Here is a 13,178-nt window from a genome sequence, read left to right as displayed (position 1 = left end):
GACTGGACGCGCCGAGTAGGGGATTTGCGTTGAGTGCTTTCTGGGAGACTCTGGCGGTCGCGTACCGCCCCGCGGCGGTGTCGCGCCGCAAGCAGGTTCCCCTCCGGCTCTTCGTCGTCCTGGTGCTGGCGGCCCTGGCCCTGGTCAAGCCCGGCCTGGATTTCATCCTCCTCTGGTCGGCCGTCTACGTCGTGGCGCAGGTCGCCGAGGTGCTGGCGCTCAACCACTTCCTCGGACAGCCCGACCCACGCCGCGCTGTGGTGCTGAACCTGGCCGCCGACGTCGCCTTGGCCTTCGTGTTCGGCTGGCTAGCCATTCCAGTCTGGGCCACCGGCACGCCCGTCGGCGCGGCCGGGGCCATCCTGCTGCTGTCGGGCTCGATCATCACCGCGCTGATGGGGGCGGAGGGCTGCCTGGCGGCCTTCGTCGCCTCCGGCGTTCCGCACGTCAGCTATCTGGTCATCACGCCGCTGGCCGCGGGCGCCGCTCGTGACCCGATCATGCCGTTCTTCCTGGCGGGCGTCGGTCTCTTCTGCCTGACCCTGGCCATGGTGTTCCTGTGGTCGCAGCGGACCCTGGCCGCCGAGCGCGCCGCTCGCCGGGCCGCCGAGGCCCAGACCGCCGCCAAGTCGGCCTTCATCGCCATGGTCAGCCATGAGCTGCGCACCCCGATCAACGCCATCCTGAACGGCGCAGAGGCCCTGGAGCGCGACAAGTCCGACGCCTCGCTGATCGCCGACGCCGGTCTGATGATGCGCGCGCTGCTGAACGACCTCTTGGACCTCTCCAAGATCGAGGCCGGGCGGATGGGCGTCGAGATCGTCGACCACGACCTGCGGACCCTGGTGGGCGACACCGTGGGCTTCTGGCGCCAGACGGCCGAGGCCAAGGGCGTACGCCTGGTGCTCAATGGGGCCGAGGATCTGCCGCGGTGGGTGCGCGGCGATCCGATGCGCGTGCGCCAGGTGCTGAACAACCTGCTCAGCAACGCCATCAAGTTCACCGCCGAGGGCGCGGTGACGGTCGGGGTGCGGGTGGATGCGCAGCCTCAGCGCATGGTCTCGATCGAGGTGCGAGACACCGGACCGGGCCTGGGCGAGGACCAGATCGAGCGGCTGTTCAGCCCCTATGAGCAGGCCGGCGCCGACACCGCGCGGGCGTTCGGCGGGACGGGCCTGGGCCTGTCGATCAGCCGGGACCTGACGCGGTTGATGGGTGGGGAGCTCACAGCCGCCAATGCCGAGGGGGGCGGGGCGCGCTTCACAGTGCGCCTGCCCGCGCCGGAAGGGGCCGAGCCGCCCGCGTCCGAGCCTGACGAGGCGCTCGCGCTCCGTGGCGAGGCTCCGCTGATCCTGGTGGTCGACGACCACGACATCAATCGCCGGGCCCTGCGCCAGATGCTGGAGGCCTTCGGCGCCCAGGTCGAGACCGCCGAGGACGCCTCGAGCGCCCTGGCCCTGGCCGAGCGCCGGGTGTTCGACGCCATCCTGATGGACGTGCGCATGCCCGGTGTAGACGGTCTGGAAGCCACCCGCCGCCTGCGCGCCAGCCGCGCCAATCGCGCCACCCCGGTCATCGCCGTCACCGGCGCGGTCTCGCCCGAGGAAGTCGCCGCCTGCCGCGAGGCGGGCATGACCGGCTGGGTCGAGAAGCCGGTGAACGCCCGTGACCTTTACGCGGCGCTATTCGGCTGAGAATTTCGCATTTTCGCCCCACATCGCGGGCGATCCTGCTTAGAAGTCTTCCAGGTGATTCAAGGTTCTATCGGTAGTGTCCGACGTCGGGGTCCTCAGCAAGAAGCGGCATGTTCAGTGGCTCATCGCCGGGGGCGTCCTGCTGGTCATCGTCGGCGCGGTCCTGCTGCCGCGCGCCCGGGACAAGGCGCCCAAGACCGGCGCCGAGGCCACCGCGCAACAGGCCGCCAAGCTGCCCGAAGCCCCCGCCGACTGGCGCGGGACCATCGATTACAGGGCGCTGAACGCCCGCGTCGACGCGATGATGTCGGATCCTTCCATGGAAGGCCTGGCCGTCGCCGTGGTCGAGAAGGGGCGGCTGTCGTTCGTGAAGGGTTATGGCGTCACCGCCGGCCAGCACGGCGAGCCGGTCAGCTCCCACACCGTGTTCCGCTGGGCCTCGCTGTCCAAGACCATCGCCGGCACGCTGTCGGCCCGCTTGGCGGCGGACGGGACCTTCTCGCTGTCGGACCCGCTGGGGATCTTCGACACCAGTCTGCGCCTGCCCGGCGACGCCCAGAACAGCCTGACGATCGAACAGCTGTTGTCGCAGCGCACGGGCCTGGGCAAGAACGCCTATGACGGCCAGCTGGAGGACGGCCAGGACCCGGCCAAGATCCGAGGCGCCCTGGGATCGCTGAAGACGGTCTGCCCGCCGGGGACGTGCCATACCTACCAGAACATCGCCTACGACACGATCAGCGAGATCATCCGCGCCCGCACCGGCGCGCCCTATGCCGACACGGTGAGACGGCGCATCTTCCAGCCGCTGGGCATGACCGGGGCCACCATCGGCATGGCGAGCCTGACCTCGGCCGCGCACTGGGCTCGGCCGCATCGCCACGGCCATGAGCTGAAGCTGTCGGAGGCCTATTACCGCGTGCCCGCCGCGGCCGGGGTCAACTCGACGATCGTCGACCTGGCCGCGTGGATGCAGGCCCAGATGGGCCTGCGACCCGACGTTCTGCCGCCAGCCGTGCTGGACGAGGCCCAGCGCGCCCGCGTCGGCACCGGCCGGCCCTATGGCCGCCTGAACATCGCCCGCGAGCTGAAGTCGCCCGGCTACGGCCTGGGCATGCGCAGCTTCGACTACAAGGGCCACCACCTGATCGGCCACAGCGGCGGCGTCTCGGGCTACCGCTCGACCATGATGTTCGACCCGGCCACCAAGACCGGCATCGTCATGCTGTGGAACAGCGACGCCAACCTGCCTTTCCGGTTCCAAGCCGAGTTCTTCGACCGCGCCTACCGGCTGCCGTTCAAGGATTATCTGGATCTGGACAGCGGCGCGCCGCCCACGACCAGCGCCGCCGAGGTGTCCGGATAACGGCCGCGAGCGTTTGGCGCGTGGGCGCCGTGGCGGGATCACGCTTGGCGGCACTGGCCGTTTCGCCCTCCGCAACCGCGACCTTGGGGCGCGGTGAGGCTTGAAGTGGGTCCGGGAGGCGAATGGGCGCGGTCGCCTCGGCGCTTTAGGCCTGTGGAGGCGTCGATGCGCGATCATCGCGCTTTGAATTGATAGGGCTCTAAGGCTGGCGTTCTCCCTCCGCCCGCGCTAGCAGACCCGCCATGATCCGCCTCGACAACATCTCCAAGCAGAACGGCCACCAACTCCTGTTCATCGAAGCCTCGATGGGCGTCCAGAAGGGTGAAAAGGCCGGCCTCGTCGGCCCGAACGGCGCCGGCAAGACGACGCTGTTCCGTATGATCACCGGTCAGGAGCAGCCCGACGACGGGCTGGTCGTGATCGATCCCGGCATGAAGATCGGCTATTTCAGCCAGGACGTCGGCGAGATGTCGGGCCAGAGCGCGGTCGCCGCGGTGATGGACGGTGTGGGTCCTGTCAGCGCGCTGGCCGCCGAGATGGCCACGCTCGAGGCGGCCATGGTCGATCCGGACCAGGCCGACCAACTGGACACCATCATGGAGCGCTATGGCGAGGTGCTGGAGCGCTTCCAGGAACTGGACGGCTATGCGCTGGAAGCGCGCGCGCGCGAGGTGCTGGCCGGCCTGAGCTTCAGTCAGGAGCGCATGGACGGCGACGTCGGCCAGCTGTCTGGCGGCTGGAAGATGCGCGTGGCCCTGGCCCGCATCCTGCTGATGCGGCCCGACGGCATGCTGCTGGACGAACCCTCCAACCACCTGGACCTGGAAAGCCTGATCTGGCTGGAGGCCTTCCTCAAGAACTACGACGGCGCCCTGCTGATGACGTCGCACGACCGCGCCTTCATGAACCGCATCATCGGCAAGGTGGTGGAGATCGACGGCGGCCAGCTCATCACCTATTCGGGCGATCTGGACTTCTACGACCAGCAGCGCGCGCTGGGCGAGGCGCAACGCCAGGCGCAGTACGAGCGCCAGCAGGCCATGCTGGCCAAGGAAATCAAGTTCATCGAGAAGTTCAAGGCGCGCGCCTCGCACGCCGCCCAGGTCCAGAGCCGGGTCAAGAAGCTCGACAAGATCGACCGCGTCGAGGCCCCGCGCCGCCGCCAGGCGGTGCAGTTCGAGTTCCAGACGCCGGCGCGGTCGGGCGAAGACGTGATCAGCCTGCGCAACGTCCATAAGGGCTATGGCGACAAGCCGATCTATGACGGCCTGGACTTCCTGGTGCGCCGCAAGGAACGCTGGTGCGTCCTGGGCGCCAACGGCGCCGGCAAGTCGACGCTGCTGAAGCTGGTGGCCGGCGACACCAAGCCAGACCAGGGCGCGGTCCACATCGGGGCCAGCGTCAAGATGGGTTATTTCGCCCAGCACTCCATGGACCTGCTGGAGGGCGAAGAGACGATCTTCGAGTCTCTGGAGCGCTCTTTCCCGCAGGCGGGGCAGGGGAGCTTGCGCACCCTGGCGGGGTGTTTCGGCTTCTCCGGCGACGATGTCGAAAAGCCCTGCCGCGTACTGTCCGGCGGCGAAAAGGCGCGCCTGGTCATGGCCAAGATGTTGTTTGATCCGCCGAACCTGCTGGTGCTCGACGAGCCGACCAACCACCTCGACATGGCGACCAAGGAGATGCTTGTCGCCGCCCTGGCGGACTTCGAGGGCACCATGCTCTTCGTCTCGCACGACCGCCACTTCCTGGGGGCCCTGTCGAACCGCGTGCTGGAGCTGACGCCCGAGGGCGTCCATCAATACGGCGGCGGCTATACGGAATATGTCGCCCGCACGGGCCAGGAAGCGCCAGGACTGCACCCGGGAGGGTAGTGGCGCCGAACGGACTTGGCCGTCGCCTAATTCCCTCTCTCGCCGAGAGGGGGAATTAGGCGCCTTGGCTTAGTGATGCCCGAACTGGGCCAGCGCGCCGCCGGCGGCCAGGCCCAGGGCGCAGAAGACGCCAAGGTGAAAGACCACGCCGATGGCGACGGTGCGGCGGACCGACCAGGTGGTTTCCTGGGCGAAGACGCGGCCGATTTCCGATTGCAGGCCGCGGGCGCCGCTGGTGACGGGCGCGTCGTGATCGTTGGCGACATGCAGGCTGGGACGCTTGCCAGCCTCGACGCGTTCAGCGGGCTTGCCAGCCAAGGGGGCGATGGCGTCCAGGTAGTCGTACTTACGCTGCAACATCACTGACCTCCTGTTATTTCGTTGGAGGGACGATGCGCGTAGCAAAGCTAACAAACCATGCTCGAAGAACATCGTTTGTCTGCGGCAACTTGTCATTTTCCCCGTATTGGGGAAGTTCAGGCTCGGTTAAGTATGTTGTTCAGGTCGTCTATACCTGAAACTATCCGGTAATAATCTTGGATTTGAGGCCCAGGTGTTGCGCTGCCGTGTTGGCGCGCTTGCTGGTCTGTTCGCCCAGGAGGAGATCGGCGAACCCGGGCTCGGCGGCCAGGATCAGATTGTGCTTGTCCAGGTTCAGGCGCGAGTGGGCCAGGAGGCTTGGGCTGCGGCCCGAGAGATCGCAGGCCAGGCGCATGGTGGCCCCCAGGGCGCGCGCCCGCTTCAGCTGGGCGGGACTTAGCAGGCGCTCCAGGGTCTGGAGTTCCGGCGGGTGGAAGTTGGTGGCGTGGCGGGCGTGGGCGGCCACGGCCAGGAAGCAGCGCTCGGTATGGGTCTGGCCGGCGATCGGGGCGCGCAGCACCTGTTCGAACACCAGATCGGCGCGATGGTCGGGGTGCAGACGCGCGCCGACGTCCGACAGGCGGCAGGCGGCCGCGACCAGGATCCCGTCACGCTCGCCAAACAGCGAGGGCAGGGTGCGGAAGGCCGGGGTGATCCAGGCGTCGAGGGCCGCGCCCAGGTCGTCGGCGACGCCTTGGCGCGCGCCCAGGGCGGTGCAGCCTTCGATCAGCGGGTCCAGACCCCGGATGCGCGGGGGCATGGCCTCGAACAGCAGGCCCTCGCGCACGCCATAGGCCGAGATCTCGATGCGCTTCAGCTGCAGCTGCTCGATCAGGGTCTCCAGCACCACGGCGGCGTAGGGCAGGGTCTCCGAGCGCTTCTTGCTCATGCCCTCGATGCGTTCGAGCGAGCTCCTGGACTGATGCGCCACCAGCCGGGCGGCCTCCAGGGCCTCGCCGGCCGGGATCTCGTACTGGTGGACGACGTGCAGGGGGTAGCCCGACAGCCGCATGTGCAGCAAAGCCAGGTTGCGCCAGGCGCCGCCCACGGCGTGGAAGGTGTCGGTCTTGTAGTCGGCGGCCACGGCCGAGATGCGCTCGCGGGCCAGGCGGCGGGCGCGCTCGGCGTCGAAGCCGCCCTGAGGGCCCCCATGCGTCCCGTTATGCGGCGTGGCCAGGCTGAACGGGCCCAGCGGCAGGGTCACGCCCTGGCCGGCGCCGGTGGCGTTCAGGCGGACCAGCTCCAGGCTGGCGCCGCCCAGGTCGCCGACCACGCCCTCGGCGTCGGGCGCCCCGGCCAGCACGCCGACCGCGGCGTAGTGGGCCTCTTCCTCGCCGGTCAGCACACGGACGGAAAAGCCGGTCTCGGCCTTCACGCGGGCGATGAAGTCGGGGCCGTCCAGCGCGTCGCGGGCGGCGGCGGTGGCGACGGCGAAGGTCTCGGCCGGATTGACCGCTTCCAGCACGGCGCGGAAGCGTTTGAGGGCCTGCAGGGTCTGGAGGACGCCGTCGGGCGCCAGGCGGCCGGTCTTGGCCAGGTCGCGGCCCAGGCCCGCCAGGACCTTCTCGTTGAAGACGGTCCAGATGGCGCGGCCTTCCAGCCGGTACACCACCAGGCGGACCGAGTTGGAACCGATATCGATCACGGCCGCGTCGCGCGGCGCCTGGAATGGCATGGGTCCGGTTTAGCCTATTCGCGGGTCAGGGGAAGCGGGGCCAAGGGTATAAATGTCCATTTCCCTTGGAGAAGAACACGCGGAAAGGCTTGTCGGAAAACGGGTCTGAATATCATCCGGGTCGTATTGCCGGCCTAGGGATTGATCCGGCAGGCCACGGTGCGCCAGCCGTGGTCGGTCTTGCGGTGATAGCAGGTGCCGTAGGTCACCTGGCGGCCGTCGGCGCGCGTCCCGCCCTTGGTCAGGGCCCAGGGCTTGGGGCCGAGCAGGATCATGTCCGTGGTGTCGGCCCGCCGGCCACACAGCCCCCACCAGCGGATGTGGTAGCCGCCGGCGATCCCCGGCCCATAGGCCTCGCCCTTCAGCTGGGCCTCGCGCTCCACCCCGGGCGGGACGCCGAAGCGGTCGACGCCGGGACGGGCGGGCAGGGCCTGGAGCGCGCAGATCTCGGCCCGCCGCTCGCCCGTCGGCCCGCAGGCTGTCAGCAGCAGCAGCGGCGGCAGGACGAGCCCGAGACGTCTCACCGCCAAATGGCTACCTTTTCCGCTTGGGGCCCACGTGGTCGAAGGCGCGCGGCATGTCGGTGGTCTTGTGGCCGCGGCCCGACAGGCTGGGATTGGTCATGAAGTAGTCGTGGGCCGAGAAGGCGCCCTTGGTCTTCCAGGCCGGGTCGCGGGCGTAGTCGCCCTCGCTGTCCAGCTTCCAGCTCTGGGCCTCGTCATTGAGGTTGGCGACCATGATCTGGTCCAGCACCTGCTGGTGCACGGTCGGGTTCTCGACCGGGACCAGGCTCTCGACCCGGCGGTCCAGGTTGCGCGGCATCCAGTCGGCCGAGCTGATGAAGAGCCGCGTCTGGGCGCTGGGCATCGGCCCGCCATTAGCGAAGGCGATGATGCGCGCGTGCTCCAGGAAGCGGCCGACGATCGACTTGACCCGGATGTTCTCCGACAGGCCCGCGATCCCCGGACGCAGGCAGCAGATGCCACGCACCACCAGGTCGATCTGCACGCCCGCCTGGCTGGCGGCGTAGAGGGCGTCGATCACCTGCGGGTCGACGACCGAGTTCATCTTGGCCCAGATGCCGGCCGGCTTGCCGGCGCGCGCGGCGTCGGCCTCGGCCTCGATCATCCGCAGCAGGTCGGGCTTCAGCGTCTGGGGCGAGAACGACAGCTTCTCCAGCCGCCCGGGCTGGGCGTAGCCGGTGATGAAGTTGAACAGCTTGCCCCCGTCGCGCCCCAGGGCCGGGTCGCAGGTGAACAGGCTCAGGTCGGTGTAAACCCGCGCCGTCTGCGGGTGATAGTTGCCGGTGCCGAAGTGGCAGTAGGTGCGCAAGCTCTGGTCGGCCTCGCGGCGCACCACCACCGACAGCTTGGCGTGGGTCTTCCAGTCGACGAAGCCGAACACCACGTGCACGCCGGCCCGTTCCAGATCTCGAGCCCACTTCAAGTTATTTTCTTCGTCAAACCTGGCCTTGATCTCGACCAGGGCCGTGACGTTCTTGCCGTTGTCGGCCGCCTCGATCAGGGCCGCCACGATCGGGCTGTCCTTGGAGGTGCGGTACAGGGTCTGCTTGATCGCCAGCACGTTCGGATCGCGCGCGGCCTGGCGCACGAACTGCACCACCACGTCGAAGCTCTCGAACGGGTGGTGAACCAGGATGTCCTTCTCGCGGATCGCCGCGAAGCAGTCGCCGCCGTGGTCGCGGATGCGCTCGGGGAAACGGGCGTTGAAGGGCGGGAACTTCAGGTCCGGACGGTCGGGCGGGATCAGCTCCGACATCTGGGCCAAACCCAGCTTGCCGTCGACCAGCACCACGTCTTCCGGCTCGGCGCGCAGGCCCTCGACGATGAACTCGCGCAGGTCCGGCGGCATGGTGGTCTGGATCTTGACCCGCACCACGCGGCCCAGGCGGCGCTTCTTCAGCCGCGCCTCGAACTCGCGCACCAGGTCCTCGGCCTCTTCCTCGATCTCCAGATCGCTGTCGCGGATCAGGCGGAACAGGCCCCGGCCCTCGACCTCGTAGCCGGGGAACAGGTGCTCCAGGAACAGGATGATCAGGCTTTCCAGCGCCACGATCTTGCGCTGGCGCTTCCGGCCGCGCGTGACGACCGAGGAGAGCTCCCAGAACCGCCGCACCTGCGACGGGATCGGGGCCAGGGCGTACAGGTGCTTGTCGTCCGAGATCCGGCGCAGCTTCAGGGCCAGGCAGAAGCCCAGGTTCGGGATGAACGGGAACGGGTGGGCCGGGTCGATGGCCAGCGGCGTCATCACCGGGAAGATCTGGTTGAGGAAGATGTCCTCGGCCAGCTCGCGGTCGTCGCCCTCGATGTCCCGGGCGTCCAGCAGCTTCAGTCCCTCGTCCGACAGCTCGGTGCGGACCTGGCGCCAGATCTTCTGCTGCTCGGCCATCAGCTCATAGGCCGCGGCATTCAGGCGGGTCAGCTGCTCGCCGGGGGTGAGGCCGTCCTGGCTGACCACCCGCACGCCCTCGCGCACCTGGCCCTTCAGGCCGGCCACGCGGACCATGTAGAACTCGTCGAGATTGTTGGCGCTGATCGACAGGAACCTCAAGCGCTCCAGCAGCGGGTGGCGCGGATTGGCGCTCTCCTCCAGGACCCGCTGGTTGAACGCCAGCCACGACAGCTCGCGATTGAAGAACCGCTCGGGCGAAGCCATCAGCTCGCCGTCGAGCACCAGACCCTTGGGATCTTCGGTGGACGGAACATTGGCGGCTTGCGGCAAACTGGGCGGCATGGTCACGGCGTCGGTCATGAGGTCACTGTAGGCGGAGTGTGTTCCGCCATGGTGAACGAGACAAGTGACGGCGCGAAGACATCTTCGGAACCCTTCCACTCTTCAATCAACATCCGCCGTCATCCCGCGCTTTATGCGCGGGACCCATGGATCAGCTTGCACGTGAGAGGGGCTTTCCGCTCCGCACCTGCGGCGGAACAATGGGTCCCGCGCATAAAGCGCGGGATGACGGGTAGGGGCGTGGGAACTCGGAGCCTAGAGCCCTTCCTCGCCCTCGAAATCCCCCAGCACTTCCCGCGCCAGGGCCTTGTTCAGCTCGCGCCGCTGCTGGGCCGCCGCCTCGTCCAGCAGGTCGGCCGCCGCGATCGCCTCGGCCGCCGAGCGGGGCAGGCGCGAGAGCAGATAGGGATAGAGGTCCGGATCCGGCTTCAAGAGCCTTTGCGCGAAGGCCCGCCGCAGCACCGCCTCCAGCACCACGTCGTCGGGGGCCTCGATCGTGGCCACGGACAGGGCGTTCAGCCGCGAGCGCAGGTCGGGCACCGAGGTCTCCCAGGCCAGCGGCGCGAAGCGGCCGGTCAGCAGCACGGTCCCGCCGTCGACCCCGGCCATGTTGAGGATGTGGAACAGCGCCTCGTCGCTGACGGCGGCGCTGTCTCCGCGCCGATCCGCGTCCTCGACCAGCACAGCCCGGCCGCGCAGGGCCGACAGGTCGACCGGCGCCGCGTCGGGATCGGCCGCCTCGATGACCACCGCTCCGGCCTCGCGCGCCCAGGCGCGGGCCAGATGGGTCTTGCCGCTGCCGGACGGCCCGACCAGGGCCAGCCGCCCTTCAGGCCAGTCGGGCCAGGCGTCCAGCCGCGCCATGGCCTCGCCATTGGCGGGGGAGACGGCGAAGTCGTCCCGGCCATAGGTCGGCGCGGCGGTCAGCGGCAGTCTGAACTGGGTCGACAATCCCAAGGGCCCGGCGTGGTGAAGGTGCGGTCAAGCATATAGGCGCGCTCGGCGGGGAGGGCGAGGCGGCGGGGCTGGGGATAGTGGGGATTAGGTGGCCCGAGATGTGGATGGCACTGGGCCTACGTAGGTGAGATGGGAGTCGAGATAGCTCTTGGCTAGCAGCGCGTTCAGTCCGAGGCGATCACCCAGTTTTAGGGGAGAATTTTTGGAAATCTTTATGATGACGGTTTCATCTATTCCAAATTTTGCTCGATATACGTTTATCTTCTTGTGCGTGCCCGTGTTGTCCGAAAATTTCTTTGTATCTTCCATTTCGCAAAGTGCGCGGAGTTTTATGGGGCGTGAAAACCAGCCAGCTTTCCCCAACTCGACAACTTCAAACATTGTCATTTCCAATTCACGTGTGATTGAGCGGGTGGCGGTAGCTCGGCGGGTCCATAGTGCTTACGGAGATCGTTCCGGGCCGAACAAAACGCGTGACATCTCTTCGGGTTGAACCCCGGCGGGCTCCTGGGCCACGTCGAGACGCATTGCATGAAGTAGCTTCATTAGCGCCGTTCGACCTTCGCTTGTTGATGTCGTAGCGCCGTTCCCTTCGAACACGGCAAGCGCCTGAACCACAGGCTTGGAGCCGTAGATGCAAATCCGCGTCTTGGCGTTGGCGACTAGACTCAGGTCCTCGGCATTTCTCTTTTGAGCAAGACCGGAAAATCCCTTGAAGTAGTCCGCATATGCCTGTGCGCGCTGCAAGACCAGTTGCTTACGGGTTTCGAGGTTGCGGCCAAAAATGAACTGAAGCGCGGCGCCTATCACAACGCCGAGCAAAGGGAGCAGAGCGAATAAGACCGGTTGCATCCTATCCTCTTGGGTTGAGATGCGTAGATGAACTCACGCAAGCGTAGCTGTGGATGCATGAAGAGTCAGCGACATTCGGCGATTACCTTCTCCCCTTGCGGGAGAAGGTGGCGCGGAGCGCCGGATGAGGGGTTGAAGGCGAGGGCCGCCGCGACGGCGGTTCAGCGGGTAGGGCGGTCGGCGACAGAGCGACCCCTCATCCGACCGCCTTCGGCGGCCGCCTTCTCCCGCAAGAGGAGAAGGGTTACCTGAGAGAGATGGAACTCTCCCCCGACCTCCTCGCCTGGCGCGCCGACCTCACCAAGCCGCCCGGCCCGCTAAACGGCATCGCCCGCGCCACGCAGCAGCGGATCAACCGCCTCATTCCCGAGAAGGTCCACGCCGCTATCACGGCCGCCATCGAGGGGATGACGCGGGCCTTGCTGGTCGGGTCGGACTTCACGACGGGGTCGCCGATGATCGGCCTGACCCTCGACGAGCGCCGCGCGCGGGCGGCCAAGGCCATCGACGGGTGGAAGAAGGCGGCGGCGGCCGAGGGCGGGGTCACCGGGGCCGGTGGCTTCCTGCTGGCGGCGGCCGACTTCCCGCTGTTGATGAGCTTCAAGATCAAGCTGCTGTTCGAGATCGCCGCGATCTTCGGCCATGACGGGACGCAGCTGCCCGAGCGGCTGTTCATCCTGCACGTCTTCGAGCTGGCCTTCTCGGACGCCCAGCACCGGGCCGGGGTGTTCGCGGCGCTGGAGGACTGGGAGGCGCGGGCGCATCCCCAGCATCTGGACGACTTCGACTGGCGGGCCTTCCAGCAGCAGTACCGCGACCACATCGACCTGGCGAAACTGGCCCAGTTCATCCCCGTGGTCGGCGCGCCGCTGGGGGCGATCGTCAACTGGCGGCTGGTGGAGCGGCTGGGGCATACGGCGGTGATGGCGTATCGGATGCGGGCGGAGCAGGGGGCGAACGCAGCGACGGGGACGGGGATAGTGAACCCTCTCTCATAGAGAGAGGGAGGGGCCCGCGCCGAAGGCGTGGGAGGGTGAGAGGTTTCACCGCGGGCCGGTAGAAACCTGGATCTTTCCGCCGCGCGTTTCGTCACTGCCTTGTCCGGAGAGGGTGTAACCTCTCACCCTCCCATGCTCCGCATGGGCCCCTCCCTCTCTCTATGAGAGAGGGTTTTCATGGGGCGATCACGGGCGTTGGTGCGGCGCTATCCTCGGAGTTCGCGAGATCGAACGCAGCGAAATCAACGCCTTGTCGATTTTACGCGGCCCTGAATGATCCGCGTTCAGAACCGCCGCACAATCATAGCCATCCCCGTCGCGGGGGAGGGCGTTTGGATCCGGCCCAAAACGGCGGCGGGGGTAGGTTGAGCGGGGTCGCTGCGCGGTCCCCGGCTGGCTCGCCAGGTCGCGTCGCTTACTCTTTAGGAGCGCACGCGAGTGACGGACCGTCCGGGATCAAGGCCGAGCAGCGGATCGACAGGGCGGTGATCGTACAAGCCGCCTATCGTGGATCGCCGAGCTGGAGACGGATTGAGCCGATCCAGTTGGTCCACGCCCGTCCGGGGGCTCTTGGGGACCCGAGCTGAAATACGCTCACGCCTCCCGTCCTCACGGAAAAAACAGCCTGGCGGAGCGGTCAGCGAGCCGAAA

The 13,178-nt window shown here is 67.6% G+C and carries 10 protein-coding genes and 1 pseudogene; 5 read left to right on the top strand and 6 right to left on the bottom strand.

Annotation, left to right across the window (positions count from 1 at the left end):
- Positions 1 to 29: 29 nt before the first annotated feature.
- The 3 genes from ACW173_RS20220 (at position 30) to ACW173_RS20210 (ending at position 4,931) form a co-directional block, all read left to right on the top strand.
- Positions 30 to 1,694 carry an ATP-binding protein gene (locus ACW173_RS20220; protein WP_492081859.1) on the top strand — a complete coding sequence of 555 codons (1,665 nt, stop codon included), beginning with the start codon at positions 30 to 32 and terminating at the stop codon, positions 1,692 to 1,694.
- A 76-nt stretch (positions 1,695 to 1,770) separates the two neighbouring features.
- Complete coding sequence (locus ACW173_RS20215; RefSeq protein WP_492081858.1) at positions 1,771 to 3,060, top strand: serine hydrolase domain-containing protein; 1,290 nt, start codon at positions 1,771 to 1,773, stop codon at positions 3,058 to 3,060.
- Positions 3,061 to 3,302: 242 nt separating this feature from the next.
- Positions 3,303 to 4,931, top strand: a complete 1,629-nt coding sequence (locus tag ACW173_RS20210; RefSeq protein ID WP_492081857.1) for an ABC-F family ATP-binding cassette domain-containing protein — start codon at positions 3,303 to 3,305, stop codon at positions 4,929 to 4,931.
- A gap of 69 nt (positions 4,932 to 5,000) precedes the next feature.
- On the opposite strand, the gene ACW173_RS20205 is transcribed toward ACW173_RS20210, so the two are convergent.
- The 4 genes from ACW173_RS20205 to ACW173_RS20190 all read right to left on the bottom strand — a co-directional run bounded on the left by ACW173_RS20205 (position 5,001) and on the right by ACW173_RS20190 (position 9,720).
- Entirely contained in the window at positions 5,001 to 5,294 is a 294-nt protein-coding gene (locus tag ACW173_RS20205; RefSeq protein WP_492081856.1) for a hypothetical protein, read from the bottom strand.
- Positions 5,295 to 5,451: 157 nt separating this feature from the next.
- The gene (locus ACW173_RS20200) at positions 5,452 to 6,966 is read right to left on the bottom strand and encodes a Ppx/GppA phosphatase family protein (RefSeq protein ID WP_492081855.1); all 1,515 of its coding nucleotides are present in this window, start codon (positions 6,964 to 6,966) and stop codon (positions 5,452 to 5,454) included.
- A gap of 134 nt (positions 6,967 to 7,100) precedes the next feature.
- On the bottom strand, positions 7,101 to 7,490 hold the full coding sequence (locus ACW173_RS20195) for a hypothetical protein (RefSeq protein WP_492081854.1): 390 nt from the start codon (positions 7,488 to 7,490) through the stop codon (positions 7,101 to 7,103).
- Positions 7,491 to 7,500: 10 nt separating this feature from the next.
- Positions 7,501 to 9,720, bottom strand: coding sequence for an RNA degradosome polyphosphate kinase (locus ACW173_RS20190; protein ID WP_492086027.1), 2,220 nt, complete (start codon positions 9,718 to 9,720; stop codon positions 7,501 to 7,503).
- A gap of 146 nt (positions 9,721 to 9,866) precedes the next feature.
- On the opposite strand from ACW173_RS20190, the pseudogene ACW173_RS20185 reads away from it, so the two are divergent.
- Positions 9,867 to 9,950: pseudogene (locus ACW173_RS20185) on the top strand (hypothetical protein); the annotation flags it as partial.
- A 25-nt stretch (positions 9,951 to 9,975) separates the two neighbouring features.
- Here the strand turns inward: ACW173_RS20185 and hdaA are convergent.
- Both hdaA and ACW173_RS20175 read right to left on the bottom strand, forming a co-directional pair.
- Positions 9,976 to 10,671: a DnaA regulatory inactivator HdaA gene (gene hdaA, locus ACW173_RS20180; protein ID WP_492081853.1), complete on the bottom strand. Its 696-nt coding sequence runs from the start codon at positions 10,669 to 10,671 to the stop codon at positions 9,976 to 9,978.
- A 447-nt stretch (positions 10,672 to 11,118) separates the two neighbouring features.
- Complete coding sequence (locus tag ACW173_RS20175) at positions 11,119 to 11,529, bottom strand: hypothetical protein (protein WP_492081852.1); 411 nt, start codon at positions 11,527 to 11,529, stop codon at positions 11,119 to 11,121.
- A 257-nt stretch (positions 11,530 to 11,786) separates the two neighbouring features.
- On the opposite strand from ACW173_RS20175, the gene ACW173_RS20170 reads away from it, so the two are divergent.
- Positions 11,787 to 12,527, top strand: a complete 741-nt coding sequence (locus tag ACW173_RS20170; protein WP_492081851.1) for an EcsC family protein — start codon at positions 11,787 to 11,789, stop codon at positions 12,525 to 12,527.
- The last annotated feature ends 651 nt before the right edge of the window (positions 12,528 to 13,178 follow it).

It is taken from the genome of Caulobacter sp. ALps2 (assembly GCF_058681635.1).
Note: the sequence above shows the minus strand (reverse complement) of the source record. Positions and strands in the feature narration are given on the sequence as shown.